The sequence below is a fragment of the Dactylosporangium sp. NPDC051485 genome (assembly GCF_040682015.1).
In the GTDB taxonomy this organism is placed as follows: domain Bacteria; phylum Actinomycetota; class Actinomycetes; order Mycobacteriales; family Micromonosporaceae; genus Dactylosporangium.
Window position 1 is genome coordinate 22,004 of record NZ_JBFAZW010000078.1, and the last position, 26,423, is coordinate 48,426.

27 protein-coding genes are annotated in these 26,423 nt (G+C 73.7%); 11 read left to right on the forward strand and 16 right to left on the reverse strand.

Going from position 1 to position 26,423, the window contains the following annotated elements:
- The first annotated feature begins 33 nt into the window (after window positions 1-33).
- Genes AB0M46_RS35110 through AB0M46_RS35120 form a run of 3 tightly spaced genes read left to right on the forward strand, consistent with a single transcriptional unit; the run spans window position 34 to window position 2,344 of the window.
- The gene (locus AB0M46_RS35110; protein ID WP_363343267.1) at window positions 34-1,017 is read left to right on the forward strand and encodes a hypothetical protein; all 984 of its coding nucleotides are present in this window, start codon (window positions 34-36) and stop codon (window positions 1,015-1,017) included.
- Entirely contained in the window at window positions 990-1,502 is a 513-nt protein-coding gene (locus AB0M46_RS35115) for an AAA family ATPase (protein WP_363343269.1), read from the forward strand. The genes AB0M46_RS35110 and AB0M46_RS35115 overlap by 28 nt, the downstream gene beginning before the upstream one ends.
- Window positions 1,502-2,344 carry an HNH endonuclease signature motif containing protein gene (locus AB0M46_RS35120; protein WP_363343271.1) on the forward strand — a complete coding sequence of 281 codons (843 nt, stop codon included), beginning with the start codon at window positions 1,502-1,504 and terminating at the stop codon, window positions 2,342-2,344. The genes AB0M46_RS35115 and AB0M46_RS35120 overlap by 1 nt, the downstream gene beginning before the upstream one ends.
- Here AB0M46_RS35120 and AB0M46_RS35125 read toward each other — a convergent pair.
- Both AB0M46_RS35125 and AB0M46_RS35130 read right to left on the reverse strand, forming a co-directional pair.
- Entirely contained in the window at window positions 2,323-3,321 is a 999-nt protein-coding gene (locus AB0M46_RS35125; protein WP_363343273.1) for an ADP-ribosylglycohydrolase family protein, read from the reverse strand. The genes AB0M46_RS35120 and AB0M46_RS35125 overlap by 22 nt on opposite strands.
- Before the next feature lie 8 nt (window positions 3,322-3,329).
- The gene (locus AB0M46_RS35130; RefSeq protein WP_363343275.1) at window positions 3,330-5,210 is read right to left on the reverse strand and encodes a hypothetical protein; all 1,881 of its coding nucleotides are present in this window, start codon (window positions 5,208-5,210) and stop codon (window positions 3,330-3,332) included.
- Here AB0M46_RS35130 and AB0M46_RS35135 point away from each other — a divergent pair, their 5' ends adjacent.
- The 3 genes from AB0M46_RS35135 (at window position 5,211) to AB0M46_RS35145 (ending at window position 9,612) form a co-directional block, all read left to right on the forward strand.
- Complete coding sequence (locus AB0M46_RS35135) at window positions 5,211-6,485, forward strand: acyltransferase (RefSeq protein ID WP_363343277.1); 1,275 nt, start codon at window positions 5,211-5,213, stop codon at window positions 6,483-6,485. It begins immediately after the preceding gene.
- A 1,885-nt stretch (window positions 6,486-8,370) separates the two neighbouring features.
- Window positions 8,371-8,748 (forward strand): GNAT family N-acetyltransferase, encoded by a 378-nt coding sequence (locus tag AB0M46_RS35140; RefSeq protein WP_363343279.1) that lies wholly within the window; start codon window positions 8,371-8,373, stop codon window positions 8,746-8,748.
- A 144-nt stretch (window positions 8,749-8,892) separates the two neighbouring features.
- Window positions 8,893-9,612, forward strand: a complete 720-nt coding sequence (locus tag AB0M46_RS35145; protein ID WP_363343281.1) for an NAD(P)H-binding protein — start codon at window positions 8,893-8,895, stop codon at window positions 9,610-9,612.
- Between the two features lie 62 nt (window positions 9,613-9,674).
- Here AB0M46_RS35145 and AB0M46_RS35150 read toward each other — a convergent pair whose 3' ends face one another.
- A complete protein-coding gene (locus tag AB0M46_RS35150) occupies window positions 9,675-10,703 on the reverse strand; it encodes a lysylphosphatidylglycerol synthase transmembrane domain-containing protein (protein ID WP_363343283.1) in 1,029 nt (342 codons plus the stop codon).
- A gap of 115 nt (window positions 10,704-10,818) precedes the next feature.
- Between AB0M46_RS35150 and lhgO the strand changes: the two genes are divergently transcribed.
- Both lhgO and AB0M46_RS35160 read left to right on the forward strand, forming a co-directional pair.
- Window positions 10,819-12,000 carry an L-2-hydroxyglutarate oxidase gene (gene lhgO / locus AB0M46_RS35155; RefSeq protein WP_363343285.1) on the forward strand — a complete coding sequence of 394 codons (1,182 nt, stop codon included), beginning with the start codon at window positions 10,819-10,821 and terminating at the stop codon, window positions 11,998-12,000.
- A 10-nt stretch (window positions 12,001-12,010) separates the two neighbouring features.
- The gene (locus AB0M46_RS35160; RefSeq protein WP_363343287.1) at window positions 12,011-12,547 is read left to right on the forward strand and encodes a hypothetical protein; all 537 of its coding nucleotides are present in this window, start codon (window positions 12,011-12,013) and stop codon (window positions 12,545-12,547) included.
- Between the two features lie 4 nt (window positions 12,548-12,551).
- Here AB0M46_RS35160 and AB0M46_RS35165 read toward each other — a convergent pair whose 3' ends face one another.
- From AB0M46_RS35165 to AB0M46_RS35175, 3 genes are read right to left on the reverse strand one after another with little or no spacing between them, the layout of a single operon-like run.
- Window positions 12,552-13,511 carry a hypothetical protein gene (locus AB0M46_RS35165; RefSeq protein WP_363343289.1) on the reverse strand — a complete coding sequence of 320 codons (960 nt, stop codon included), beginning with the start codon at window positions 13,509-13,511 and terminating at the stop codon, window positions 12,552-12,554.
- 10 nt (window positions 13,512-13,521) lie between these two features.
- Window positions 13,522-13,923 carry a helix-turn-helix domain-containing protein gene (locus tag AB0M46_RS35170; RefSeq protein ID WP_363343291.1) on the reverse strand — a complete coding sequence of 134 codons (402 nt, stop codon included), beginning with the start codon at window positions 13,921-13,923 and terminating at the stop codon, window positions 13,522-13,524.
- Entirely contained in the window at window positions 13,920-14,600 is a 681-nt protein-coding gene (locus AB0M46_RS35175) for a metal-dependent transcriptional regulator (RefSeq protein WP_363343293.1), read from the reverse strand. The genes AB0M46_RS35170 and AB0M46_RS35175 overlap by 4 nt, the downstream gene beginning before the upstream one ends.
- Window positions 14,601-14,671: 71 nt before the next feature.
- Between AB0M46_RS35175 and AB0M46_RS35180 the strand changes: the two genes are divergently transcribed.
- Both AB0M46_RS35180 and AB0M46_RS35185 read left to right on the forward strand, forming a co-directional pair.
- The gene (locus tag AB0M46_RS35180) at window positions 14,672-15,457 is read left to right on the forward strand and encodes a sulfurtransferase (RefSeq protein ID WP_363343331.1); all 786 of its coding nucleotides are present in this window, start codon (window positions 14,672-14,674) and stop codon (window positions 15,455-15,457) included.
- Window positions 15,458-16,633: an acetoin utilization protein AcuC gene (locus tag AB0M46_RS35185; RefSeq protein ID WP_363343295.1), complete on the forward strand. Its 1,176-nt coding sequence runs from the start codon at window positions 15,458-15,460 to the stop codon at window positions 16,631-16,633. It begins immediately after the preceding gene.
- Between the two features lie 8 nt (window positions 16,634-16,641).
- On the opposite strand, the gene AB0M46_RS35190 is transcribed toward AB0M46_RS35185, so the two are convergent.
- Window positions 16,642-16,911 carry a DivIVA domain-containing protein gene (locus tag AB0M46_RS35190; RefSeq protein ID WP_363343297.1) on the reverse strand — a complete coding sequence of 90 codons (270 nt, stop codon included), beginning with the start codon at window positions 16,909-16,911 and terminating at the stop codon, window positions 16,642-16,644.
- Window positions 16,912-16,950: 39 nt separating this feature from the next.
- Between AB0M46_RS35190 and AB0M46_RS35195 the strand changes: the two genes are divergently transcribed.
- Window positions 16,951-19,560, forward strand: coding sequence for a GNAT family N-acetyltransferase (locus tag AB0M46_RS35195; protein WP_363343299.1), 2,610 nt, complete (start codon window positions 16,951-16,953; stop codon window positions 19,558-19,560).
- A gap of 6 nt (window positions 19,561-19,566) precedes the next feature.
- Here AB0M46_RS35195 and AB0M46_RS35200 read toward each other — a convergent pair whose 3' ends face one another.
- The 9 genes from AB0M46_RS35200 to AB0M46_RS35240 form a co-directional block, all read right to left on the reverse strand.
- Window positions 19,567-20,538: an aldo/keto reductase gene (locus AB0M46_RS35200; protein ID WP_363343301.1), complete on the reverse strand. Its 972-nt coding sequence runs from the start codon at window positions 20,536-20,538 to the stop codon at window positions 19,567-19,569.
- 62 nt (window positions 20,539-20,600) lie between these two features.
- Window positions 20,601-21,599: an RNA polymerase sigma factor SigB gene (gene sigB, locus AB0M46_RS35205; protein ID WP_363343303.1), complete on the reverse strand. Its 999-nt coding sequence runs from the start codon at window positions 21,597-21,599 to the stop codon at window positions 20,601-20,603.
- Between the two features lie 118 nt (window positions 21,600-21,717).
- A complete protein-coding gene (gene dtd, locus AB0M46_RS35210; protein ID WP_363343305.1) occupies window positions 21,718-22,140 on the reverse strand; it encodes a D-aminoacyl-tRNA deacylase in 423 nt (140 codons plus the stop codon).
- Entirely contained in the window at window positions 22,140-23,603 is a 1,464-nt protein-coding gene (locus AB0M46_RS35215; RefSeq protein ID WP_363343307.1) for a methyltransferase, read from the reverse strand. Before AB0M46_RS35215 ends, dtd begins: the two co-directional genes overlap by 1 nt.
- A gap of 17 nt (window positions 23,604-23,620) precedes the next feature.
- Window positions 23,621-23,962 (reverse strand): hypothetical protein, encoded by a 342-nt coding sequence (locus AB0M46_RS35220; RefSeq protein ID WP_363343308.1) that lies wholly within the window; start codon window positions 23,960-23,962, stop codon window positions 23,621-23,623.
- Between the two features lie 62 nt (window positions 23,963-24,024).
- Complete coding sequence (locus AB0M46_RS35225; RefSeq protein ID WP_363343310.1) at window positions 24,025-24,447, reverse strand: hypothetical protein; 423 nt, start codon at window positions 24,445-24,447, stop codon at window positions 24,025-24,027.
- 27 nt (window positions 24,448-24,474) lie between these two features.
- Complete coding sequence (locus AB0M46_RS35230) at window positions 24,475-24,957, reverse strand: hypothetical protein (protein WP_363343312.1); 483 nt, start codon at window positions 24,955-24,957, stop codon at window positions 24,475-24,477.
- A gap of 43 nt (window positions 24,958-25,000) precedes the next feature.
- The gene (locus AB0M46_RS35235) at window positions 25,001-25,477 is read right to left on the reverse strand and encodes a heme-degrading domain-containing protein (protein ID WP_363343314.1); all 477 of its coding nucleotides are present in this window, start codon (window positions 25,475-25,477) and stop codon (window positions 25,001-25,003) included.
- A gap of 193 nt (window positions 25,478-25,670) precedes the next feature.
- Window positions 25,671-26,249: an HhH-GPD-type base excision DNA repair protein gene (locus AB0M46_RS35240; protein WP_363343316.1), complete on the reverse strand. Its 579-nt coding sequence runs from the start codon at window positions 26,247-26,249 to the stop codon at window positions 25,671-25,673.
- Window positions 26,250-26,423 lie beyond the last annotated feature (174 nt).

The following is a 26,423-nucleotide window of genomic DNA, read 5'->3' on the forward strand; positions in this document are numbered from 1 at the left end:
ACCGGGTGGGAGGCATCGCATTTGGAGCACTGCATGCTGTTCACGCAGGTCGAGCGCGGGCACGGCAACGTGCCGAGGGCCCGCCGGCAGGCGTTTCTGGTGAAGGACAACTGGAACGACTTCGGCTACGTCACCATGTTCCAGCTCGTCGTCGGCGACGATGGCCGCCGGCACGACATCGGCGCCGTCAAGATCGGGGGCTTCGGCGTTCCGGCCGGGTGGGTCGCATGGCCCGAGCTGGAGAGGCGGTTCGAGTCTCTCGACGAGCGGTACTTCTCCCTGGGCCAGGACGACACGTACTACGAGACGCTGGAGCAGCTCGGCCCGGACATCCGCGTCGAGGTGCTCACCGCGCTGAGGGACCTGGCGTACGACCCGGCGCTGCTGGAACGCGCGGAGAGCGAGCACGTCACCACGACGTCGCTCCTGCGAGAGAAGTCCGTGGGACTGGTGCGCGGTCAGTTCCGCCGGATCGCCAACGGCGGGGCCCGGGTCACCCCGTACGACTTCGCATTCGGGCTCCCCGGCTGGTCGCGGGCGCTGGACTTCACCGTGGACCCGCACCGGCAGCCGCCGACGAACATTCACGTGCTCATCGGACGCAACGGGGTCGGCAAGTCGTACCTGCTGCGCAGCCTCGTGCGCGGCGTCGCGGATCGGCATGCCGAGTCGTCATTGCCCGTGGATACGTTCAACGGCGTGGTCGCGGTGTCGTTCAGCGCGTTCGACGAGCCCGTCACCATCCCGCGGGAGGATCAGGCCGTCCCGTACAAGCACGTCGGGATGCACCAGCCGTCGGGGCCGCCGCTGGACCGCGACGAGCTGGCCGAGGTGTTCGCCAGGAGCCTCGAGGCATGCCTGACGGGCCGGGCGGCCGAGCGGTGGACGAGGGCCGTCAACGCCCTGCGGTACTCCGGATCCGGTTCCTGGAGGACGACGCCTGGTGGACGCCGCGGTTCCTCGACGCCTCCGCCGAGCGGCGCCGGGCGATGGCGACCGAGCTCTTCGGCGGCCTGAGCTCCGGCCACGCGATCGTCCTGCTGACCATCACCAGCCTGGTGGAGCAGGTCCACGAGCGCACCCTCGTCGTGCTCGACGAGCCGGAGGCGCACCTGCACCCGCCGCTGCTCGCCGCGTTCGTGCGGGCACTGTCCGACCTGCTGCTCGACCGCAACGGCGTCGCCGTCGTCGCGACCCACTCGCCGGTGGTGCTGCAGGAGGTCCCCGCCTCCTGCGTGTGGCTGATCCGCCGCAACGGCCAGTTCGTCACGCCGGAGCGGCCCACGCTGGAGACCTTCGGGGAGAACGTCGGCACGCTGACGCACGAGGTCTTCTCGCTGGAGGTTACCGACTCCGGCTACCACCGGATGATCCGCGCGGCCGTGCGCGAGGGCATGTCGTACGAGGCCGTCCTCGCACACTTCGGCCAGCGGCTGGGCACCGAGGCGAGGGCCATCGCCCTGACGCTGGTCGCCATCCGGGACAGCGGCGGAGACGTGTGATGTGGTCCGTTCCCCGCCCCGGCACCGACGCCGGGTACCTGTATCGGACGTGCGTCGCCACCGTCAGCGACGATGACCGCCGGGCGACGCTGGAAGGGTTCGAGGCCGGCGTGGTCAAGGCCGCGGACCGGTATGCCGTCGAGGCGGCCGCCGCGGCCCTGCACAACCTGGCGGATCTCGCGGACCAGCCGGCGGATCCGGACGATCGCAAGGCCCTGCGACGTGTCTACACCCGCAGCCTCGTCGACACCAAGGCCGGCCGGTCGCACTACGACGCGCTGCTCGCCGCGGCCCCGCTCGGCCGCTGTCCGTTCTGCGGTCATCGGGACGTGGCCACCCTCGACCACCAGTTGCCGAAGTCCTCCTACCCGCTGCTCGCCGTCGTTCCCGACAACCTCGTCCCGGCCTGCTCCGACTGCAACCACCTCAAGAACAACAGGGTGGCGACCACGGCGGCCACGCAGGCGTTGCACCCGTACTTCGAGCACGCCGAGCACGCCCGATGGCTCTTCGCACGGGTCGGGTCCCTCGATCCCGGCACGGTGGTGGTCTTCCACGCGGATCCGGACCCGGCCTTCGCCCCGGCGATGCGCGAGCGGATCCGCCACCAGTTCACCGAGTACCGGCTGGCGGCCCTGTACGGCATGCAGGCGGCCCGGGAGATGGCCGGCAGGCGCGCGCAGCTGGCCGGCCTCCAGCGGGCGGCCGGCCCGGCCGGCCTCGCGCGGCACCTGCGCGAGACCGCCGAAAGCTGGTCGAAGGAGTCGCTGAACTGCTGGCAGCACGCCCTGTACGACGCGTTGGCGGTGGTGGCCGCGGGTCAGGACCAGGCGGCCGCGTAGCGGTTCAGGTCGTTGCGGTACTCGATGCGCTCGTACCAGTCCGACGGCCAGGCGTCCTCGCCGTGTACGGCGCCGGCCATGCCGCCGGCCAGGGAGGCGATCGAGTCCGAGTCGCCCGAGGAGGCGGCGCCGCGGGCGAGGGCGTCCAGCGGGGAGTCGGGGAAGAGCAGCAGGCAGTAGAGGGCGGTGGCCAGGGCCTCCTCGGCGACCCAGCCGGCGCCGCCGGCGATGCAGGGGTCGGTGTCCGGGCCGACGTAGCGGACCTGGTCCTCCAGGCCGGTGAGGACCGAGAGGCACTCGTCCCAGCCGGTGGCGATGAACTGCGCCGGGGTGTCGACCAGCGGGCGGCGCCACAGGTCGTCGCCGAGCCAGTCCATGCGGTACACCTCGCGCTGGGACTCGCAGCGGGCGCGCAGGGCCGCCGGGAGCTCGGCGATCGGGAGGCCGTCGAGGAGCCAGCGCACGGCCAGGGCGGACAGTTCGGAGGCGGCCAGGCCGGTCGGGTGGCCGTGGGTCAACGCGGCCTGCAGCTGGGCGGCGCCGGCCCGCTCGTCGTCGGTCAGGCCCGGGGCGAGGCCCATCGGGGCGACCCGCATGTTGGCGCCGCAGCCCTTGGAGCCGCGGACCGTGGCCTTCCACCACGGCTGGCCCTCGTTCAGGGCGGCGCAGGCGGCCAAGCAGGTGTTGCCGGGGGCGCGATCGTTCTCGTCGCTGGCCCACCAGTGCAGGAACCGGCCACGCAGGCGCGGCTCCAGGGAGTCGGCGGTCAGCGGGGGGCGTTCGAGAGCGCTCAGCAGCCCGCCGGCGACCGCCAGGGTCATCTGGGTGTCGTCGGTCACCAGGCCGCGCGGGGGCAGGTCGCGGGGGCCTCGTGCGCCGTACCGCTGGATGATCTCCTCGTAGCGCATGAACTCGGTCGGGGCGCCGAGGGCGTCGCCGAACGCCAGGCCGAAGAGGGCCGCCTTCACCTTGGACACATAACAGGCTAAACCCGCACCACCTCCACGCGCGACCCCGGGTGGCCGGCGGCGACCGCCTCGGCGCGGGCGCGGGCGGCGTCGGAGAGGGCGAGCAGGCGCACCGGGCCGGGGACCGCGGCCACCGAGGCCTCCAGGCGGTCCGGTGACGTCATCGGCAGGTGGTGGTAGACCGCGCCCGCGGTGGCGCCGCTGGTGCGCTGCAGCATCGAGAGGAAGAGCGTCATGCGGTACGACTGGTAGCCCGTGTCGTCGCCGACCACGATGACGGGCGCGGGGCCGCCGAACCGCGCGACCGCGCGCAGCAGCACCCCGGCCTGGGCCCTGCGCTCCGCGCTCGCGCCCTGCAGCCAGGCGCGTCCCCAGTTGCCGCCGGCGCCGGGATGGTACGGGCCGCCGCGCCCGGCGCCCGTCAGCGCGACGATCGCGAGCAGTGCCGGCACGGCCACCGGCAGCGCGCGGTGCCGCGGCGGGGCGGCCGGGGGCGGCAGGCACAGCGCGATCGCGCCCACGCCGGCCAGCAGGAGGGCGAAGACGAGGTACAGCGCCTTGTTCGCGTAGTAGCCGCTGCCCACGCCGAAGAGGCGCTGGCCGGCCAGCAGGACGCCGGCGTTGGCGGCGCAGGGGACGAAGACCAGCGCGTAGCGGCGCCAGATGCGGCTGTGCCGGCCCCGGCGGGTGAGCAGGCCGGTGGCCACCAGCGCGGCCAGGGCGAGCAGCGCGCCGCGGCTGAGCACCAGCTGCCCGGCGGTGAACAGGGCGCTCACCTGGTCGGTGAAGAGCAGGCCGCGCACCATCGGGACGGCGGCGCTCATCCCGGCCAGGGCGGCCAGGGCCAGCGCGACCGGGCGGCGGGCCAGGCGCCGCCACCGGGTGGCGAGCCAGATGAGGGCGGCCAGGCCGAGCGGCGGCAGGTACAGGTAGTAGGTGAAGCCGACGGCGGTGAGCAGCGCGGCGGTGAGCAGCAGCTGGTCGCGGGTGCGGGCCAGCGGGCGGACCAGCAGGGCCAGCAGCAGCACCGCCTCGGCCAGGCCGAGCACCTGGCTGGGGTAGCCGAACCTAAGCAGCTCCAGCATCTCCCCGGCGGCGCAGGCGGCGGCCAGCGCGGCGGCGAGCGTGAGCCGGCGGGCGGGGGTCAGCGCGCCGGCCGCGATCCACTGGGCCGCCCACAGCAGGGCGAGGGCCAGCAGCGCGTAGCCGCCGAGGACGTACGCCAGGTAGTGGGTCAGCATCGCGGTACCGCTGCCGGAAGCGCGATGCGAGGACCGGGCGAAGCCGTCGAGCAGCGCGGCCACCAGGTGCGAGCCCTGCGGGTAGTCGATCATGCCGCCGTAGACCATGGTGCCGGCGCGGGCGCGGTCGGCGAACAGGTAGCCGCCGGTGCGCCCGATCGCGTCGAACACGGAGGCGTGCCGGGCCAGGTCCTCGCCCTCCAGCGCGATGGCGAGCCGCCCGGCCGCGCCGGCCTTCGCGACGGGCCAGGCGGCGACCAGCGCGACCAGCGCGGCGGCGGCCACGGTCAGGGCGTCGGACCGGCAGGGCCGGGGCAGCGCAGGCCGGCGGCCGGTGCGGGCGGCGAGCAGGATCAGCGCGGTGGCCGCGGTGCCGGCGACGGCGACCGGGTGCAGGCCCCAGGGCCAGTACGCGAACACCAGCCCGGCGGCGCAGGTCGCGCCGAGCAGCAGCCCGGTCGCGAGCATCAGCCGGTCGAGCAGGCCGCGGCCGCCGCGCAGGAGCGACGCGGTGGCGAGCAGCAGCAGGGGCGGCACGACGATCGCGGCGTGGGCGGCGTACAGCCCGGCCACGGCCAGCCAGGCGCCCGGGACGAGAAGATGAACACGTTTGGGGGTGGTGTTCGGCACGAACGGTACAACGTCGTTGTACCCCACGTGGTCACCCTTCGCGACCGGTACGACCCCGCCGCCAACGGGCTGGGCCTGCTCCGGCTGGCGCTGGCCCTGGCGGTGCTGGTCGCACACGCGTGGCCGCTCGGCCTCGGCCGGCCGGGCCCGCTGCACGGGCTGAGCGGCGGCCAGGCCGACCTCGGCGGCCTCGCCGTCGACGGGTTCTTCGTGCTCTCCGGGTTCCTGGTCGCGGCGAGCGCCCGCCGCGGGGGCGCGCTGCGCTTCGCGTGGCGCCGCTTCCTGCGCATCTACCCGGCCCTGTGGGTGTGCCTGCTCGGCACGGCGCTGGTCGCGGCGGCGGCCGGCCACGGCGGCGGGTGGGGCTACGTGCGGGGGAACTGGACCGGGACGACGCACCAGTGGGGCCTCGGCGCGCTGTTCCGTGACACGCCGTACGGCCGGCTGGTCGGCACCGGCGTGGTCAACGGCTCGCTGTGGAGGCTGACCTACGAGCTGCTCTGCTACGCGGGCCTCACCCTGCTCGTCGCGGCCGGCCTGCCCCGCCGCGCCCCGTGGCTGGTCCCGGCGCTGGCCGCGGCCGCGTTCACGGCGAGCGCGGCCCACCCGCGCGGCGGCCTCGCGCTGCCGGCGTTCGGCTATGTCGACGCCCAGCTCGCCTGCCACCTGGGCCTGCTGTTCCTGCTCGGCGCGAGCGCGCAGCTCTACGCCCACCGCGTGCCGCTGCACCCGCTAGGCGCCGCCGCGGCCGGGCTGCTGCTGGCCGGGAGCCTCCTCGGCGGCGGATACTTCCCGGTGGGGTGCACGGCGCTGGCCTACCTGCTGCTGTACGCCGCCTGCACCATCCCGCCGCGGCTGCACCGCGTCGGACGGGAGCACGACTACTCGTACGGCATCTACCTCTACGCGTTCCCGATCCAGCAGCTCGTCGCCGACCTCGGCGGCGCGGCCTGGGGCGTGGCCGCCTACATCGCCCTGTGCCTCGCGCCCGTCCTGCTGCTCGCGGCCGCGTCCTGGCACCTGGTCGAGCGCCCGGCGCTCGCCCTGAAGGGCCGGCGCGCCCTAAGGTCTGTATCGAAGTCCGGTCGTATTGCCGGGCTTGGTCGACAGTTCGGGGTGTGCGTCTCGTCGTTCCGGTGTGGTCCTGGCCACTGGTGTGGTGGGGCTCATCCGGGGTTGTCGAGGGCTTGTTCCGAAGGTTCGCCGAGCGCCCTGCCGCCGGCTGTGCTGGCTGGTGGTGGGCTGCGGCCGCCGCGGCCGTCCACCAGTGTGGTGGGGGTTGGGGTGGTGGGTTCCGGTTGACTCGGTCAGGGCTCCTTGCAGCCCTACGTTGATGGTCTCGACCCCGTACCGGTCGAGGGTCGCCCGCGCCGCATCCCAGTCGACCCGGGCGGTGGCGGGCTGGGCGGGGTCGGTGAGCACGGTGTGCGCGCCGATGAGGGCGGCGACGAGGTCGCGGTCCCCGGCCAGCCCGCAGCCTGGGCAGGAGTGGCGGCGGTCGGCCAGGCCCTTCGGGACTCGCTGGCTGCAGAGGCAGTGTTGGGTCCAGGCGGTGTGCCGGGTTCCGGCCCGCACCAGCCCCGGCCCGCGGCCGGTGTGGGCGGTGACGGCGGTCGTTTCGCGGCGCAGCGCGGTCAGCAGCATGCCGGGGGTGAAGGCGTGGATGCCGCGGCCCCACCGCCGGGCCCAGACACGGATAGCGGCGTCCTCGACCACCAACCCAGCGCCATGGACGGCGACCAAAGCCGCGGCAGTGATCCGGGCCCGGGTGTGCCCGGCTTTGGTGCGGGCGGCACCGTCGGCGGCGGCCCGCCCCCGGAGCCGCCGGTAGGTGTTCGACGTGATGTCGTGCCGGTAGGCGCGGACCGGTATCCCGGCCGTGTTGGCCACCCGTGGCCCGCCGGGCGCGGTGACCTGTACCGGTGGGAGCCCGGCGGTGCGGCGGCGGTCGGCGCGGCGTTGCTGGCGTGGTGAGAGCCGGTACTGGCCGGGGTTCGCGGCGCGGCGGGACCGGTCCAGGGCCCGCTGCCGGCGCCGCTGCCGCAGCCGCTCCTCCACCAGGGCGGTGTCGTGGTCGCCGGTGCGGGCGACACGGCTGGCCGCGATGCTGCCGTCCGGGCCGGTGGGGACGGAGACGACGGTCAGGTTGGAGACGTTGACGTCCACGCCGCCCTGCCGTTGGAGTTGGGCGGCCGTCTGACGGCGCTGGGTGACGGCGGGTGAGGTGTAGCCGGGGCCGAGGACCATCAGGTGTGCCTCGTACCGCCACCCACCCGGGCTGCCCGGATCACGGTGCCGGACCAGGTCGATCTTGTGCCATCGGCCGGGGTCGGCGAGGTAGTGCTCCAGGACCGGCCGGCGGCCGGGGCCTTGCGGCAGCCGCACCGGCACGACCGGGTCGCCTCCGCCGAGGCCGGTGCACACGATCGCGATCGGGCCGTCGTGGTCCCACCACGACCGCACCGGCTTCCCGCCGCCGACGGCGGTGACGGACGGCATCCGGCGCGGCTGCCACAACCGGCCACCTTGCCCGAACACGGTGCAATGCCCGGCCAGGCTCCCCACGAGCCGGAACGTCTCCCACTTCCGGGCACGGGTATGCGAACGAGCCCGGCCCGGGATCATCGAGAATTCCCACCAACCGCCAGAGCGGGGCCGGCCATGCCGGCGGCCGGTGACGTCGGGGAACAGGTGCCGCTCGGTGGCTTCCCACACCCCGTCGGCCAGGTGCATGGCCAGGGCCTTCGTCAGGTACCGCCGCAGGTGCGGCGCACCGTCCAGATGCCGGTAGGCGGCATGTTCCAGACCGCTACGAGACAACCCCAACCGGCCCCGGACCGCGTCCGGGCCCGCCGCCGCCTGCTCACAGCGGGCAGCCCAGTAGGCGTCGACCCGGGACCGGGCGTCACGCTGGACCGCCCGCCGGACCGCGAACGCGGCCCCGAACACCCGCTCCAACACCAGCCGCACCCGCGGCTCACGCACATCCAACGGCAGACGCAACACCGACACCGGACCCTCGTGCCGCCACGGCACCGCCCGATTCGGCCCACGACGCCGCGGCCCCGCCCCCGCCACACATCGACACTACCCAATGCCACCGCTCAGCCGGACACCCACGACGACACCTACTGCGGACAGTAGCGTTGATGACACAGACTTTGATACGCCCCCTAGCCTTGGCCCGGTGACTATCTCCTATGCCTGGCGCGGCGAGTTCACCGACCCGGAGCTCGCCGGGGTGGAGTCGGCCGGGCGCGACTGGTGGGCCCGGGTCAACGCGCACAGCCTCGGCTGGGTCTGCGCCCGCGACCCGGGCGGCGCCCTGGTCGGCTTCGTCAACGTGGCCTGGGACGGCGGCGAGCACGCCTTCGTCCTCGACACCTGGACCGACCCGTCCCGCCGCCGCGCCGGCATCGGCACCGGCCTGGTCGCCGCGGCGCGCGAGGGGGCCAGGGCCGCCGGCTGCGCCTGGCTGCACGTCGACTTCGAGCCCCACCTGCGGGCCTACTACTTCGACGCCTGCGGCTTCACGCCAACCGACGCCGGGGTGATCCCGCTGTAGAACGTGCGGCACCGCCCCGGGTCGGCGATAGCCCGCCGGGTGGTCGCATGGTCCCGGCCGTGGTCGAGCGCTCCTGGTCATCCTGCGCGATGAGACGCGGGCCACACTGTGTCACGTTCCGGCGGCCGCCTCGTCCATCCCGGCATGACAATCCTCGTCACCGGTGCCACTGGCCACCTCGGCCGGGCCCTCATGCCGGCCCTGCACGCCCGGGGCCTGGACGCTCGCGGCCTGAGCCGCACGGCCCCCGGACACGTTCGCGGCAACCTCCTGACCGGCGAGGGCCTCCCCGCGGCCCTGTCGGGCGTCGACCTGGTGATCCACGCCGCTACCGACGGCCGCCGCGACGTTGCTGCTGCCGAGCAGCTTCTGCGGGCCATGGACCCGGAGCAGCGCCTGCTCTACGTCTCGATCGTCGGCGTCGATCGCGTGCCCCTGCCGTACTATCGCCAGAAGCTCGCCGTCGAGCACCTGGTCCGCGCCCGCGGTGGCTCGATCCTGCGGGCCACGCAGTTCCACGATCTGGTGTTCGGGATGGCCCGGGCGCTGACCGCGGCCCCGGTCGGGCTGTGCCCGTCCTTCGACATCCAGCCCGTCTCCGTCGGCGACGTGGCCGCGCGCCTGGTCGACCTCGCCGGCTCGACCGGGCCGGTGTACGAGGACATGGGCGGGCCGGAGGTTCGCTCGGCCCGGGACCTGATCGCGGCGTACCTGCGTGCCACGGGCCGCCGGCGCCTGTTGGTGCCGCTCCGGCTGCCGGGACGCATCTTCGGCGGGCTCCGGTCGGGCGGTCACCTGGCTCCGGGTCACGCGACCGGGACGTTGACCTGGGAGTCGTACCTGGAAGCGCGTCTTTCGGGCTGAGCTGTCCGATCGTGCGGCCGGGGACCCGCGGCCCGGTAGCGGGCCCGCGTGGAGGAACCGGGTCAGGACTCCAGGGCCGGGTCGGGGTCCTCGGCGACCGGGGCCGTGTGGCGGATGCGGCGCAGGCCCACCGCGGCCGAGACCCCCGCGGCGGCCACGTCGGCGATGGTGAACAGCAGCCGCGAGACCAGCGTCAGGGCCCACGCGGTCGGAAACGGGATGCCCAGGCCGGCCAGGGCGATCGCCATGAGGAACTCGCGGGCGCCGAGGCCCGACGGGGCGATGATCACGAAGGTGCTGATGCTCATGGCCAGCGCCATCGCGAAGATGCTGCCGAGGAGGCCGTGCACGCCGGGGAGGTGGGACCGGACCAGCAGCCAGACGTGCACACCCGCGGTGAGGAAGCCCGCCGCGCTCCAGGCGCTGGCGACCAGGACGGCGCGCCAGGTGATGGGGCGGTCCAGGGCCGGGCGGCGCATGAGCCGCATCGCGCGGTTGACCAGCCACGTGAGCAGCGGCGGGTAGCAGCAGACCAGGCCGAACGGGAGGAGGATCACGGCGCACCAGACGGCCACGGCGGCGAAGGTATGGTGGTTGGTGGCGTCGGCGCCGTCGAAGGCCACGCCGAAGCCGGGGGCGGTCAGGATCAGGCCGACGGTCACGCCCAGGCCGGTCACCACCGCGGAGCCGATGAAGACCTTGGCCCGGGAGACGCCCACGCGCCGGCCGAGCTCCATCTGTACGACATAGGCCCACACGGTGCCGGGCAGGTACTTGCCTAGGGCGCCGACGAGCTGGATCGGGGCGGCGTCGCGGACCCGTAGCGGGCGGTCCAGGCTGACGACCATCGAGCGCCAGGCCATCATCGTGGCCCACAGGCAGGCCACCGCGGCGACCAGCGAGGCGCCCAGCGACGGCCAGGACAGGCTGCGGAAGGTGGCGGACACGTCGGACCACTGGCGGACGGTGGTCGCGACGATGAAGTACGCGATGCCGAGCGCGGCCAGGATTCGCACGACCTGCACCAGGCGGGCCCGCCAGGGCTTCTTGGCGGGAGCGGGTGCGGCGGGAGTGACCAGCCCGTCGTCCATCGCAGCTCCGGAAATCGTCTCGGGCGCTCCACTCACGGTCGGTCACGCTAGCACGCCATGTTCGCGCCCTAAGATGCAGCGATCCGACAGCGGTCGCGGAGCCCGAGGAGGCAGCGTGCGGTACGTGGTCATCGGTGGGGGGATCGTCGGGCTGGCCACCGCCCACCGGCTGGTGCTGGACCGGCCCGACGCCCGGGTCACCGTCGTGGAGAAGGAGGCGGTCTGGGGGGTCCACCAGACCGGGCACAACTCGGGCGTCATCCACGCCGGGGTCTACTACAAGCCCGGTAGCCTCAAGGCCACGCTCTGTAAGGCCGGCAGCGCCTCGATGGTCGAGTTCTGCGCCGAGCACGGGATCTCGCACAAGGTGACCGGCAAGCTCATCGTCGCCACGGATGAGTCCGAGCTGCCCCGGCTGCGTGCGCTGTTCGAGCGGGCCCAGGCCAACGGGCTGCCGGTGCGCATGGTCGGGCCGGGGGAGGCGCGGGAGTACGAGCCGGAGGTCGCCTGCATCGAGGGCATCCACGTGGCGTCGACCGGGATCGCCGACTACAAGGCCGTGTGCGCGAAGCTCGCCGAGATCACCGAGAAGGCCGGCGCGACGCTGCGGCTCAACTCCGCCGTGATCGGCATCCGGGCGGGCGAGCGCGAGGTGGTGGTGCGCACCACGACCGGCGACATCGTGGCCGACGTGCTGGTCAACTGCGCCGGCCTGCACGCCGACCGGGTGGCCCGGATGGCCGGGATCCGCCCGCCGGCGCGGATCATCCCGTTCCGCGGCGAGTACTACGAGCTGCGCCCCGACCGCCGGCACCTGGTGAACGGCCTGATCTACCCGGTGCCGGACCCGCAGTTCCCGTTTCTTGGCGTACACCTGACCCGGATGGTCGACGGGAGCGTCCACGCCGGCCCGAACGCGGTGCTGGCGATGGCCCGGGAGGGCTATACGTGGGGGAAGATCCGCCCCCGGGACGTGGCCGACGCCGCCACCTACGGCGGGCTGTGGCAGCTGGCCCGCAAGCACCTGCGGTACGGCATCACGGAGGTTCGCCGCTCCCTGTCGAAGCGGCGCTTCGCGCAGAGCCTCGCCCGGCTGGTGCCCGCCGTGACGGCCGAGGACCTGGTGCCGGCCGAGGCGGGGGTCCGGGCCCAGGCCATCACGCCGGGCGGCGACCTCGTCGACGACTTCCTGATCGTGACCGAGGGGCGCCAGGTCCACGTGCTCAACGCACCGTCCCCGGCCGCGACGAGCTCGCTGGAGATCGCCAAGTACATCACCGCCCGCCTGCCGGTATAGGGTGCCCGTCGTGCGCAGGGGACTGATGGCTGTCTTCGCCCTCTCCGCCGTCCTCGTCGCCGGTTGCGACGACGCCGGCGCGAGCCCGTCCGCCAAGGCGTCGACCGCACCGGCCGCGGCCGCCGGCGGCGCCTGCCAGCTGCTCGACTTCGGCATGGTCAACGCCAAGCTGGGGCTGAACCTGAGCGTGGCCGCGGGCGCGCAATCGGACAACACGTTCAGCTGCGTCCTGCAGGCCAGCGGGGCCAGCTATCCCGACCTCGTCCTCTCGGTGAGCACGACGACCATCGGCGCGGACGTCTTCGCCTCGATGATCGCCCCGAAGGACGCGACGGCGGTCGACGGCCTGGGCGTGGCCGGGTACCAGATGCAGACCCCGGCGGCGGGCAAGGCCGGCCCGGGGGTCGAGGTGGGCTGGCTGGCCGGCAACAAGCGGATCATCGAGCTGTCGCTGCGGCTGGCGCCCGGCACCGCCGACGACAAGGCCGCCGAGGCGGTGCCGAAGGTCGTGGAGCTGGCCAAGCTGATCGACCTCAGCAGCCTGTAGTCCGCTACGGCAGCGCCGCCAGGCGGGCGGCGCCGAAGCGGCGGCCCGGATCGCCGAAGTAGCGCCACGGCCACACCGCGGCCCGTTCGCCCGAGCGCAGCAGGTGGGCGCGGGCCCGGCCCAGGTCGCCGGCCCGGTGGTACACGGCGGCGAACGCCTGGTGGGCCGACATCGACCACGGGTGGTCGTCCGGGCCGGCCAGCAGCCGGTCGGCGGCCGAGTCGACCTCGTCGCGCACCACCGGGTCGGCGAAGTAGCGCCAGGCCCGCCAGAACCGGCCGGGCGCCATGCCGCGCAGCACCCCGTCGACGTACCCCTCGACGTGCGCCAACGCCACCAGCGCGTGCAGCGGATGCCCGTCCGGGCGCCCCGCGACACGGGCCTGGGCGAAGGCCAGGACGCGGTCGGGGGAGCCGTACCAGCGCCGGGTCAGGCCGACGAGATGGCGGGCGTGGGCGAGGTACAGGCCGGGGGCGAGCACGCAGGCCCGCTTGAACACGTCGGCGGTCTCGGTGGCGTGCAGCGGCGCCCCGATCACCACCCCGGTCAGCTCGCTCCACGGCACCGCGTCGCCGGGCGACAGCGCGGCCGCCCGGCGCAGCGCCGTGCGGGCCTCCGCGACGAGCGCCTTCTGGGCGATGATCCGCCGGTCGATGCGCTTCTCCCGCCGGTTGCTGCGCCAGTCCCGCCCGGGCGACTCGCGCACGCCCCAGGCCGCGGCTGCGAGGGCGGCGCCGAGCAGCAGCCACCGCTCCGGCCGGTACGACTGGCGCGCCGCGAACTCGCGCAGCGACTCGATCTCATTGACCCCGGCGGCGCCGAGCACGCTGACGGCCTGCTCCCGCCGGTGTACGTCACCCTCGCCCGCGACCAGTTCCAGCGCCGCCGTCGCGTCGCCGTCCTCGGCCAGTGCCCGGACGGCCTTCTCGAGCCCTTCGTCGTCGAAGGCGAGATCGATCTCCACGTGGAAAAGCCTAGGCAGATCCGGCTTCCCGCTCGTCGTATCGAACCCGGGCGGCCGCAATATCACCCCGATGCCGGGCCGCCCATCCGGAGAGGGCGACCAGCGCCGCCCGCAGCTCGAGCGCCATGGGGGTCAGCGAGTACTCGACCCGGGGCGGCACGACGGGATACATGGTCCGCACGACCAGCCCGTCGCGCTCGAGGTTGCGCAGCGTGAGCGTCAGCATCCGCCGCGAGATCCCGGGAATGGCCCGCTCGAGCGCACTGAACCGGATGGGCCCGTCGGCGGCCGCGAGCAGAATGCCCACGCTCCACTTGGACCCGACCCGGTCGATGACGTCCTCGACGGAACAGGCCGACGACGGGCCGCACGAGACTGGCGGACCGGACGACGGAACTTCTTCGGGGCTCACGCCGCCGCGACGAACACCCGCGAGGCGACCTCCCGCGGGATCCGGATCCGCTCGCCCTCCCGGTCGATGCTCACCCCGTCCCGCTCCTGCGCCACCATCACCGTCGCCCCCGGGTCGATCCCGGCGGTGTGCAGCTGCCGCAGCACGTCGGCGTCCGTCTGCACCGACTCGCAGATCCGGCTCACCACGACGGCCCCGGCCAGCCCGGGGAACGCCAGGTTGCGCTCGCGCTCGGCGGCCGCGTCGGCCTCCTCGCTGCCCTGCAGCGCCTCCAGCCCGGGGATCGGGTTGCCATACGGCGACCGCGTCGGGCGCCCCAGCAGCTCGTAGACCCGCTGCTCGACGCCGTCGCTCATGACGTGCTCCCAGCGGCACGCCTCCTCGTGGGCCTCCTCGTACGGCAGGCCGATCACGTTGACGAGCAGCAGCTCGGCGAGGCGGTGCTTGCGCATGACGGCGACCGCGTGGTCGCGCCCCTGGTCGGTCAGCGCCAGGTGGCGGTCGCCCTCCACGATGAGCAGGCCGTCGCGCTCCATACGGGCCACGGTCTGACTGACGGTTGGGCCGCTCTGGTGCAGCCGCTCCGCGATTCGGGCACGCTTGGGCACGACGCCCTCTTCCTCGAGCTCGAGGATCGTCTTGAGGTACATCTCAGTGGTGTCAACCAGGTCGTTCACTGCCTGCCCTCCCGGTACGCGATGCTACCCGCTGCGTACGACAAGATTGGAGCGTGACAGCCAACCGGGCGATCTTGAACGTCGCTGTGCTCGCCGAGCTGGTGCGGTCAGCCCAACCGCCGACACTTCTCGATGTGCGCTGGACCCTCGCGAAGGACGGCCGGGCCGCCTACGCGGCCGGTCACCTGCCTGGCGCGGTCTTCGCCGACCTCGACGAGGACCTATGTGGGCCGCCGGGCGCCGGGGGGCGCCATCCGCTGCCCGAACCCGCCGCGCTGGAGGACGCGCTGCGGGGGCTTGGGGTCCGCGCCGGTCACCCGGTGGTGGTGTACGACGCAGGCGGCTGCAATCCTACCGGTGCCGCGGCGCGGGCCTGGTGGACGCTGCGCTGGGCGGGCATCGACGACGTTCGGGTCCTCGACGGCGGCTACGCGGCCTGGCTGGCCGCCGGGCTGTCGATCACGACCGATCCGGTGACCCCGGAAGTGGGCGACGTCACGGTCCGGCCGGGTGGAATGCCGGTGTGGACCGAGGCCGAGGCGGCCGATCCGGGGCGGGTGCTGCTGGATGCTCGGATCCTCCCGCGGTACCGCGGCGAGATCGAACCCGTCGATCCGGTCGCCGGCCACATTCCCGGCGCCCGCAGCCTGCCCGCCGCCGAGACGGTCGACGAGCAGGGCCTGCTGCGCCCGGTCGAGGCCCCCGGCGGGCCGGTCGGCGCCTACTGCGGCTCCGGCGTGACCGCCGCCCAGCTGGTCCTCGCGCTGCACGAACAGGGGGTGCCGGCCGCCCTGTACGTGGGCTCCTGGAGCCACTGGATCACCGACCCGGACCGGCCCGTCGCCAAGGGGGACTGAATGAGCACGCTGGTGGTCTGGGACGAGCGGCTCCTGCAGTACGACATGGGCGATCATCCCCTCGACCCCGTCCGGGTCGAGCTGACGATGGCCCTGGCCCGCGCCCTCGGCGTGCTGGACCGGCCCGGGGTGGTCCTGGAGCGGGCGGAGCCGGCCACCGACGCGATGCTGGCCACCGTGCACGACCCGGACTACATCGCCGTGGTGAAGGCGGCGTCGACCGGGCGCCGGGTCGGCATCATGGGCCTCGGTACCACGGACAACCCGACGTTCGAGGGCATGCACGAGGCCAGCGCGCTCATCGCCGGGGCCACCCGGCGCGCGGCGGAGGCGGTCTGGCGCGGGGAGGCCGACCGGGCGGTGAGCATCTCCGGCGGCCTGCACCACGCGATGCCGGACCGGGCGTCGGGCTTCTGCGTGTACAACGACCCGGCGGTGGCGATCAAGCGGGTGCTGGAGCTCGGCGCGCAGCGGGTCGCCTACGTCGACATCGACGTGCACCACGGCGACGGCGTCCAGGAGATCTTCTACGACGACCCGCGGGTGCTCACGGTCAGCCTGCACGAGTCGCCGCGCACGCTGTTCCCCGGCACCGGCTTCGCGGACGAGACCGGCGGCCCGGACGCGCCCGGCTCGGCGGTGAACGTGGCCCTGCCGCCGGGCACCACCGACTCCGCCTGGCTGCGGGCGTTCCACGCCGTCGTGCCGGGCGTGCTGCGGGCCTTCCAGCCCCAGCTGCTCTTCACGCAGTGCGGCGCCGACACGTACCGCCACGACCCCCTCGCCAACCTGCGGCTCACCGTCGACGGCCAGCGGGCCGCCTACCTGGCCCTGCGCGACCTGGCCGCCGAGGTCGCCGGCGGCAAGTGGGTGGCCAGCGGGGGCGGCGGGTATGCGCTGGTCGAGTGCGTGCCGCGGGCCTGGACCCACCTGCTGGCGGTGCTCACCGGCGAGCCGATCGACCCGCCGCGGGCGATCCCGCAGTCCTGGCGCGACCTGGCCGCGGCCCGCCGCCCCGGGCATCCGCTGCCGGAGACGATGACCGACGGCGGCACGACCACCTTCTCGCCGTGGATCCCGGGCGACACCCCGTCCGACGTCGACCGCGCGATCATGGCCACCCGGCGGGCGGCGTTCCCGTTCTTCGGCCTCGACCCGCACGACCCCCGGGACTAGCCGGGGACCTAGTGCTGGACGGCGGCCTCCAGCCGGGCCAGGCGCTGCTTGATCCGGTCGAGTTCGGCCAGCATCTCGGTCTCCGCCGCCGTGGACGTGCCGAATGCGGCCTCCAGCTGGGCGCTGCTGCGCAGCGAGGTGATCTCATCGCGCAGCGCGACGAGGGTCTGGGCGACCACGTCGAGGAACTGGTCGACCTCGTCCTCGTCGTAGCCGCGCTTGCCGAACGGCGCCTTGGCGAACCGCAGGCTCTGCACATCCGCCGGGGTCAGCATCATGCGAGACACGGTAACCCAAGCGGGTGGGAAAATAGGCGGGTGAACGACGTTTCGGCCCGCGCGGCCGACGTGCTGCTTGCGGACGGGACCACCGTCCACTTGCGACCGATCCGCCCCGACGACGCGGACCGGATCGTCGCGCTGCACTCCCGCTTCTCGGAGCGGACCAGATATCTGCGGTACTTCTCGGCGTACCCCCGCATCCCCCAGCGCGACCTGGACCGCTTCGTCAACGTGGACCACCACGACCGCGAGGCGTTCGTCGTCGAGCACGCCGGGGAGCTGATCGCCGTCGGGCGCTACGACCGGCTCGGCAGCGGCTCCCACCAGGCCGAGGTCGCGTTCGTGGTCGAGGACGCCCACCAGGGCCGGGGCATCGGCTCGGTGCTCATCGAGCACCTCGTCGCCGCGGCCGGCACCGAGGGCATCACCGAGTTCGAGGCCGACGTCCTGCCGGTCAACCAGGCGATGCTGCGCGTCTTCATGGCCGCCGGCTTCCACATCGAGCGCCAGTTCGCCGACGGCGTGGTGCACCTGTGGTTCCCGATCGCCGTCACCCCCGACTCGCTGCGCGTGCAGCAGGCCCGCGAGCAGCGCGCCGAGGCCCGCTCGATCGGCCGGCTGCTCAACCCGCGCGGGGTGGCCGTCTACGGCGCCCGCTCCGACGGCACCGGCATCGGCGCCGCCCTGCTCGCGCACCTCAAGGCCGCCGGCTTCGCCGGGAACCTGGTCCCGGTCCACCCGTCCGCCACGGTGGTCGGTGCCCTTCCCGCCGTTTCGAGCCTCAGCGGTACGCCGGGAGTCGACCTCGCCGTCGTCGCCGTCCCGGCCGGCAGCGTCCCCGAGGTGGTCGCCGACTGCGCCGCGGCCGGCGTCCACGGGCTGGTCATCGTCTCCGCCGGCTTCGCCGAGTCCGGCCCGGACGGCGCCGAGGCCCAGGCCGCGCTGCTGCGGGCCGTGCGCGACCACGGCGTGCGCCTGGTCGGCCCGAACTGCCTCGGCGTGGCCAACACCGACCCGGGCGTGCGGCTCAACGCGACCCTGGCCCCGCTGCTACCGCGCGCCGGCCGGGTCGGCTTCTTCAGCCAGTCCGCCGCGCTGGGCACCGCCCTGCTGGCCGAGGCCGACCGCCGCGGCCTGGGACTGTCCACGTTCGTGTCGGCCGGCAACCGGGCCGACGTGTCCGGCAACGACGCCCTGCAGTACTGGCGCGAGGACCCGCACACCGACGCGGTGCTGCTGTACCTCGAGACCTTCGGTAACCCGCGCAAGTTCGCCCGCATCGCCCGCGAGCTGGCCCGCCGCAAGCCGGTCGTGGCCGTCGCCAGCCCGGTCCGCCCGCCGGCCCTCGACGCGGTGACCGTCGGCCCCGACGCCCGGGGCGTGGCCGCGCTCTTCGCCAGCTCCGGCGTCATCCGCGTCGACACGGTGTCCGAGCTCTTCGACGTGGGCCTGCTCGTCGCCGGCCACCCGCTGCCGACCGGCGACCGCATCGCCGTGGTCACCAACGCGGCGGCGCTGGGCGTCCTCACCGTGGCCAAGGCCCCCGCCGCCGGCCTGCGCATCGCCGAGGGCTACCCGCACGACCTCGGCCCCGCGGTCTCCGACGTCGACTTCGTCCGCGCCGTGCACGCCGCCCTGGACGACGAGGGCGTGGACGCGGTCGTCGCCGCGTACGCCCCCGCCCTGGCCGAGGGCGACACGCTCGGCGTGGCCGACCTGCTGCGCATCTCGACGGCCGGCGCCCCGCGCCCGATCGCCGTGGTCATGCCGGCCGACCCGTCGTTCACGGTCGCCCCGGCCTACGCCGAGGACGACCCGCCCGCCCTGCCGATGTTTCCGGCCATCGAGGAGGCCGTGCGCGCCCTGGGCCGGGTGGCCCGCTACGCCGCCTGGCGCCGCGAGCCGGTCGGCGCGCTGCCCGCCCTCCCCGGCGTCGACACCGTGCGCGCCACCGACCTGGCCGCGCGCCTGGCCGCCTCCGGCACCGGCGACCGCGGCGAGGCGGACGCCCTCCTGGCCGCCTACGGCATCCCGGTCGTCCCGGCGTCCTGGGCCGCGGGGGAGCTGGTCGCCGGGGTGGCCGCCGCGGTCGGGTACCCCGTCGCGCTCAAGGTCGCCACCCGGCCCTGGCGGCACCGGATCGACCTCGGCGCCGTACGGCTGAACCTCACCTCGGCCGTCGCCGTGCAGGAGGCCTACCAGGAGCTGGAGCGCCTCTTCGGGCTGGGCGTCGAGGTCGTCGTGCAGCCGATGGTCGCCCCCGGCGTGGCCTGCGTGGTCGAGGTGGTCGACGACCCCTCGTTCGGCCCGGTGGTGGGCTTCGGGCTGGGCGGGGAGGCGGCGGACCTGCTGGGCGACCGCGCCTGGCGGCCCGTCCCGCTCACCGACCGCGACGCCACCGCCCTGGTCCGGGCCCCGAGGGCGGCGCCGCTGCTGATGGGCTACCGCGGCGCCGCGCCGGTGGACCTGGACGCGCTGGCCGACCTGCTGCTGCGGGTGGGCCGGCTGGTGGACGAGCAGCCGGCCCTGTCCTCGCTGACGCTGAACCCGGTTTTGGCCCGCCCGACCGGCCTGGCCGTCCTGCATGCCAGCGCCGATTTCACCGCCCACCAGCCCCGCCCGGACAGCGGGCCGCGCCGCCTGTAGGGCCGGTTAGTAGCCGGACGGCAGGCGGGGGGTGTAGTGCTCCTCCAGCGCCGCGGCCTCCTCGCCGGTCAGGTCCAGGTCGAGCGCGGCGACGGCGTCGGCCAGGTGGTGGGGCTTGGTGGGGCCGACGATGGGGGCGTCCACGACCGGGTTGCGCAGCACCCAGGCCAGCGCCACCTGGGCCATCGGCACGCCCCGGGCCTCGGCCACGCGCCGGACCGCGTCGACGATCGGCCGGTTCTCGCCGCCCTCGTAGCGGGCGTGCAGCGGGTCGACCTCGGCACGCCTGGTGGTGTGCTCGTCCCACGGCCGGGCCAGGCGCCCCTTGGCCAGCGGGCTCCACGGCAGCGACCCGACGCCCTGGTCGGCGAGCAGGCCGAACATCTCCCGCTCCTCCTCGCGCTGGACCAGGCTGTACTGGTTCTGCATCGACACGAACCGGGTCCAGCCGCCGAGGTCGGCCGCGTGCTGCAGCTTCGCGAACTGCCAGGCCCACATCGAGGACGCGCCGAGGTAGCGGACCTTGCCGGCCCGGACCACGTCGTGCAGCGCCTCCATCGTCTCCTCGACGGGGGTGTCCGGGTCGAAGCGGTGGATCTGGTAGAGGTCGACGTAGTCGGTCCCCAGCCGGGCCAGCGACGCGTCGATCTGCTCGAGGATGGCCTTGCGCGACAGGCCCGACCCGCCGGGGCCGTCGTGCATCGGGAAGAACACCTTGGTCGCCAGCACGATCGAGTCGCGGTCGGCGTACTTGCGGATCGCCCGGCCGACGATCTCCTCGGAGCTGCCGTGGCTGTACACGTTGGCCGTGTCCCAGAAGGTGATGCCCAGCTCGACGGCCTGCCGGAAGACCGGCTCGGCGGCCGCGTCGTCGAGGGTCCACTGGTTGCTGCCGCGGTTCGGCTCGCCGAAGCTCATGCAGCCCAGCGCGATCCGGCTGACCTTGAGGCCGGAACTGCCCGAACGGGTGTATTCCATAACCCAACCCTAAACGCGAAGAGGCCGCCCCGGAGGGCGGCCTTGCTCGCTGGATGCGGCGGTCAGGAGGCGTAGGCCTCGAGGCGCTTGGCCCGGGACGGGTGGCGCAGCTTGAGCAGGGTGACCTTCTCGATCTGGCGGATGCGCTCGCGGGACAGGCCGAACTCGCGGCCCACCTCGTCCAGGGTGCGCTGGCGGCCGTCGTCGAGGCCGAAGCGCAGGCGGATCACGGCCTGCTCGCGCTGGGACAGGGTGGACAGGACGATCTCGACCTCGGAGCGCAGCATGCCCTGCGAGACGCTGTCGGCTGGCTCCTCGCGCGGGTCGATGCGGGCCACGAAGTCGCCCAGGGCGCTCTCGCCGTCCTCGCCGACGGCCTGGTCGAGGCTGACCGGCTCCCGGTCGTACGAGATGAGCTCGATGACCTGGTACTCCTCGACGCCCAGGGCGGCGGCGATCTCGGCGACCACCGGCTCGCGGCCGAGGGCGACGGCCAGGTCGCGGCGCACCCGGACCATGCGGTTGACCTGCTCGACCATGTGCACCGGGATGCGGATGGTGCGGGCCTGGTCGGCCATGGCGCGGGTGATGGCCTGGCGGATCCACCAGGTGGCGTAGGTGGAGAACTTGTAGCCCTTGGTGTAGTCGAACTTCTCGACGGCGCGGATGAGGCCGAGGTTGCCCTCCTGGATGAGGTCCAGGAAGGCCATGCCGCGGCCGGTGTACCGCTTGGCGATGCTCACCACCAGGCGCAGGTTGGCCTCCAGCAGGTGGGCCTTGGCCGCCCGGCCCTCGCGGACCACGATCTCGTAGGTGTTCATCCACGCGGGGTGGACCGTGCCGGCGGAGAGCTTCTCCTCGGCGTACAGCCCGGCCTCGATCTTCTTCGACAGCTCCACTTCCTGCTCGGCGGTGAGCAGCTTGGTGCGGCCGATCGTGTTCAGGTAGGCGCGAACGAGATCCGCTGAGACGCCCGTGTTGTCCAGCGCCTGCTCGTGCTGGTCGTCGGCCTCGACGTCGACAGCGTTGAAATCCGTGGTGTCACTCAGCGGCTGGGCCACTTCGCTCGCCTCCCGTGTGGATTGACAAGTGGCGCGATCATTCCTGCGAGAAGTAGCTTCGCTGAGCGGGCGTGAAGTGGCGGTGAGGCGGCGCAGCCGTGGCACGAAACCGTGAGTCTCAGATCTCCAGCAGCACCGTCCGCGGTCCCACGTTCACGCTTTCGACGAGCATGTGGGTGCGAAATCGCCCGGTTTCCACGGTTGCGCCCCGGTTTCGCAGCGCGGCGCAGAACGACTCGATCAAGGGCTCAGCGACCTCCGGGCGGGCCGCGGCGATCCAGGTGGGGCGCCGGCCCTTGCGCGCGTCGCCGTAGAGGGTGAACTGCGAGACGACGAGCAGTGGCGCCCCAGTGTCGGCCGCTGACTTCTCGTCGTCGAGGATCCGCAGCTCGTGCACCTTTCGGGCGAGCGTTTCGGAAATATCGGCATTGTCGGAGTGCGTCACGCCGACCAGGACCAGGAGCCCGTCGGCGATCGAGCCCACCACGGAGCCGTCGACGGTGACACTGGCGCGACTGACGGTCTGCACGAGGGCGCGCATCAGGACGCCGGCAGGAGGATGCCGCGCTCGACGAGATGCGCCACCAGCGGTACGGCCACGTCGGCGAGGACCTCGGAAGGTACCTCGTGCGCGGCCGCCAGCACGTCCACCTGATCCTGCAGCGTGACCGACCCGTCACACGCCCCGACCAGCGCCAGCGCCACCGGGTCGACCTCCTCGATCCAGCGCAGGCCGTCGGGCAGGGCCAGCAGCTGCCGGCCCACCTCCCACCCCTCCGCGCCCAGCGAGGCCTCCTGCCGCAGCTGCAGCCCCGGCGCCGCGACCAGCCGGCTGTGCAGCAGGTCGCTGCCGCGCAGGAAGTCCTGCCGGGAGAACCAGTCGCCGATGAGCGGCCCGAGATCCCCGGACACCGGCTGGCGCAGGTCCTCGATCCGCACGGTCGGGTCGTCGTGACCCGCGGCCCGCAGGGTGATCAGCCCGAAGCCGACCGCGTCGACCTCCTGCGCGTCGAACCAGTCCAGCCAGGCCGCGGCCAGGGCCGGCTGGCGGGAGGGGTCCTCGGAGGCGTCGGCGAGCCAGAGGTTGACGTACGCCAGCGGATCCGAGACCTCACGCTGGATCACCCAGGCGTCCAGCCCGGTGCCGGCGAGCCAGTCGTTGACCCGGTCCCGCCAGTCCTGCCCGGCCACGTGCAGCCAGTTGGCCAGGAACTGCATGTGCCCGCCCGGGGCCAGCAGGCCCGGCGCGGCGGCCACCAGCTCGGCGCAGACGGCGTCGCCGGGGCGGCCCGAGTCGCGGTAGGTGTGCGCGGTCGTGCCCGGGCCGGCCACGAACGGCGGGTTGCTCACCACCAGGTCGAAGCGGCGGCCCTCGACCGGCCGGGTGAGGTCGCCCTGCAGCAGCTCCCAGTCGAGGCCGTTGAGGGCGGCCGTGGTGGCGGCGAAGCGCAGGGCCCTGGGCAGGACATCCGTGGCGGTGACCCGCTCGGCGTGGGTGGACAGGTGCAGGGCCTGGACCCCGCAGCCGGTGCCGAGGTCGAGCGCCGTGCCGACCGGGCGGCGCAGCGCGGCGGCGGCCAGGGTCGTCGACGCGCCGCCGATGCCGAGCACGTGGTCGCCCGGCAGCGGGCGCCCGGGCCGCATCCCGGCGGACAGGTCGGCCACCACCCACCAGTCGCCGTAGGGCTCCAGCTCGAGCGCGGCCCGCACGCCGTCGCCGTCGGCCTCCAGCAGTGGCAGCGCGTCCTGCAGCGGCAGCGGCGCCAGCGCGGCGGCCACCCGGGGCAGCGGCTCGGTCTGGCCGCAGATGAAGAGCCGGATCAGCGTGGCCAGCCGGCCCCCGTCCGACTCGGTGATGCGCAGCGCGGCCCGGAAGTCGTTGCGCGCGCAGGCGGCCGCGGCCTCCTCGCCGAGGAGGTCCTTGATGCCCTCCGAGGTGTACCGCGCGGAGCCGAGCGCCTCGCGAAGCCGATCAAGTGCGGTGGGTTCCAGCAATGCGTCCACACCGCCATCCTGGTACTTCAGCGTTGATCGATGCCTATGCAGGCCACGACCCGGGACGCGTCCGCGGTCAGGAACAGCTGGAAGTGGGTCGGCGGGTCCTCGACCTTGGCCTCGCCGATGCGCAGCGGCCGGTCCCCGGAGACCTGCAGCTGGGCGACGGCCTCGGCCCCGCCCAGCATCGGGTTACCGATCTTCGCCATGTGCTGGGCCCGTCGCGAGTAGCTGCGCGCCAGCTCGTGGGCCGGCACGGTGTGGTCCCACACGACGTATTCGGCGCCGGCGCGGATCGCGGCGCCGCACGCCTCGAACGCAGCCCCGGGCTCCTCGGCGAGAAGCCGGAGCAGTGCTTCACGCTCCATGCTCAATATGACCATAAAGCCGGACGAACTGCCAGGGGTGCCGCAGGTGATACGGCAGGAGGTCAGGCGCACGTCCGCAACTGTGCGCGGATCGCGGCGGGGGCCTGCTCGCACTTGATCCCGGCGAACGCCCAGCGCGCCTGCGCGTTGTCGAACTGGAAGAGGAGCACCTGGCGGTCGCCCTCGGTGCGGGCGGCGGCGTAACCCTGGGCGCAGCTCACGTCGGTGAGCCCCTTGCCGAGCTGCACGGCCGCCGCGGCCTCGCCGTTGGCGGTCAGGGCCTTCTCCAGGGCGGCGGCGTCGACCGGGCACCCGTGGGCGGGGCTCGCGCCGGGCTTCAGCGGCGCCGGTCCGGTCTGCGGCGGCGGCGAACCCTGCTCGGCGGTGGGCACGGCGGGCGGGTTGGCGTGGTTCGTCGGCCCGCCGGAGCAGGCCGCAAGGGTGGCGGCCGCTCCGGCGAGGACGGCGAGGAATGTGTATCTCACCAAAGCAATTTACGACACTCGATCGGGTTAGTTCTGGCAACCCGCGAGATGTGTCGCGACATCCGCGGGCACGGTGTCCCGGCAGACGCCGTCGGTGCCGCCGATGAGCGCGGCCCAGGCCTTCTTGGCGGTGTCGTACTTGAACAGCACCACCGCCGTGTCGACGTTGGTCGGCTGGGTCACCGCCGTGGCCCAGCCCTGGTAGCAGCTGACGTTCGTGAGCCCCTTGCCCAGCACGAGCGCCCCGGCGACCTCGGCGTTGGCCTTGAACGCCTTCTCCAGCACGGCCGCCGTCACCGGGCAGCCCGCGGCCGCGGACGTCTTCGCGGACGTCTTCGCCGACGGCGCGGCACTGCTCGGCGCGTTGGAGCTCGCCGCGGCGGCCGCGCTGGAGGGGGCCTGTGCGGGCGGCGCCGCGCTGTCGTCGGTCGTATCGTCGGAGCAGCCCGCAAGGGCGGCCGACAGCAGCAGCGCCGGCACGGCGGCGGACATCGCGATGCGTGTATTCACACGCGGCATGGTGGGGCCTGCCGCCCCGGCGCGCTTGTCGGCATCACGACACGCGATCGAGGAAGCGCCCGAGCACCTCCACCACCAGCGCGTGATCGTCGGCCTGGGGAAGGCCCGAGACCGTCACCACCCCGACGACGCCCACATTGTGGACGCGGATCGGGAACGCGCCGCCGTGGGTGGCGTAGTCGGCGGGGTCGACCCCGTAGCCGGCGTCGAACGCGGCCCCCTTGGCCGCCAGCCGCCGCCCGACCAGGTAGGAGGAGGCGTGCAGCCGCTCCACCACCCGGATCTTGCGCTCGATCCACCGGTCGTTGTCGGGCGCGGTGCCGGGCAGGGCCGCGTGGAACAGCTGCTGCCCGCCGCGGCGCACGTCGATCGTGATCGCCAGCCCGCGCTCCTTGGCCACCTCGACCAGCAGGCAGCCGAGCGTCCACGCGTCGTCGTTGTCGAAGCGCCCGAGCACCAGCCGCGCCTCCTGCGCCTCCAGCTCGCCGATCAGCTCCTGCAGGTCCGCCACCGGGGTTCTCCCTTCACATCCCAAGCCGCACTCAAGTCGGCGGCACGTTCGGTCGGGCAGATTCTGACCTGCGACGACGTGGACCGCGCGGCCGACCCGGAGCGCGACGACGCCTGGTCGCGGATCCTGAGCGGCCTGAAGACCGGCGCCCCGCTGCCGAGCGGGTCGGACTGACGCGTGCGGCCGTGGCCGGTCAGCCGCCCTTCGTGGCCTTCGCCTCGGCCTTCATCTGCTTCTTGTACTCCCGCACCTTGATCAGCGAGTCCTGGTCCACGATGTCGGCGACCGACCGGAACGAGCCCTCCTCGCCGTACCCGCCGGCGGCCTCCCGCCAGCCCTCGGGCCGCACCCCGCACTGCTTGCCCAGCAGCGCCACGAAGATCTGCGCCTTCTGCCTGCCGAACCCCGGCAACTCCAGCACCCGCCGCAGCAACTCCGCGCCGTCGGCGACACCGGCCCAGATCCCGGCCGGGTCGCCGTCGTACCGGTCGACGATCACCCGGCAGACCTCCTGCACCCGGGCCGCCATCGCCTTCGGGAAGCGATGCAACGCCGGGGGCGCGGCGAAGACCTCCACCAGCGCCTGCGCGTCGAAGTCGGCAAGCTCCTGCGCGGTCGGCTCGTGCCCGAGCCGCTGCGCCAGCACCCACGGCGAGGTGAACGCCTTCTCCAACGTGATCTGTTGATCAAGAGTTAGGCCCGCCACCAGCGCTAACGCGTCACGATCCAGCAGTGCATTCGCCTCAGCGGGAATCGGCAACGAAAACGGCATACCGACATCCTCCCTCAACCCCGGCAGGACGCGACCACAGCCGTTGTGTCGCGCACGCAGCTGTGGACCGCGCACGGCGGGTGCGCGCGTGATCTGGAAAAAGGCCCCACTATCCTCACATATCCGGCGGCCTGGCCGAACACCAGAGTGTCCGCGTCCGCTCCGGACGTGCTC

Excerpts from the sequence above, each read along its gene's own strand:
- AB0M46_RS35185 (WP_363343295.1), top strand. The coding sequence starts at position 15,458 with ATGAGCACGCTGGTGGTCTGGGACGAGCGGCTCCTGCAGTACGACATG.
- dtd (WP_363343305.1), bottom strand. The coding sequence starts at position 22,140 with ATGCGCGCCCTCGTGCAGACCGTCAGTCGCGCCAGTGTCACCGTCGAC.
- AB0M46_RS35190 (WP_363343297.1), bottom strand. The coding sequence starts at position 16,911 with ATGATGCTGACCCCGGCGGATGTGCAGAGCCTGCGGTTCGCCAAGGCG.
- AB0M46_RS35200 (WP_363343301.1), bottom strand. The coding sequence starts at position 20,538 with ATGGAATACACCCGTTCGGGCAGTTCCGGCCTCAAGGTCAGCCGGATC.
- AB0M46_RS35220 (WP_363343308.1), bottom strand. The coding sequence starts at position 23,962 with ATGGAGCGTGAAGCACTGCTCCGGCTTCTCGCCGAGGAGCCCGGGGCT.
- AB0M46_RS35145 (WP_363343281.1), top strand. The coding sequence starts at position 8,893 with ATGACAATCCTCGTCACCGGTGCCACTGGCCACCTCGGCCGGGCCCTC.
- AB0M46_RS35240 (WP_363343316.1), bottom strand. The coding sequence starts at position 26,249 with ATGCCGTTTTCGTTGCCGATTCCCGCTGAGGCGAATGCACTGCTGGAT.
- AB0M46_RS35120 (WP_363343271.1), top strand. The coding sequence starts at position 1,502 with ATGTGGTCCGTTCCCCGCCCCGGCACCGACGCCGGGTACCTGTATCGG.
- AB0M46_RS35110 (WP_363343267.1), top strand. The coding sequence starts at position 34 with ATGCTGTTCACGCAGGTCGAGCGCGGGCACGGCAACGTGCCGAGGGCC.
- AB0M46_RS35150 (WP_363343283.1), bottom strand. The coding sequence starts at position 10,703 with ATGGACGACGGGCTGGTCACTCCCGCCGCACCCGCTCCCGCCAAGAAG.
- AB0M46_RS35115 (WP_363343269.1), top strand. The coding sequence starts at position 990 with ATGGCGACCGAGCTCTTCGGCGGCCTGAGCTCCGGCCACGCGATCGTC.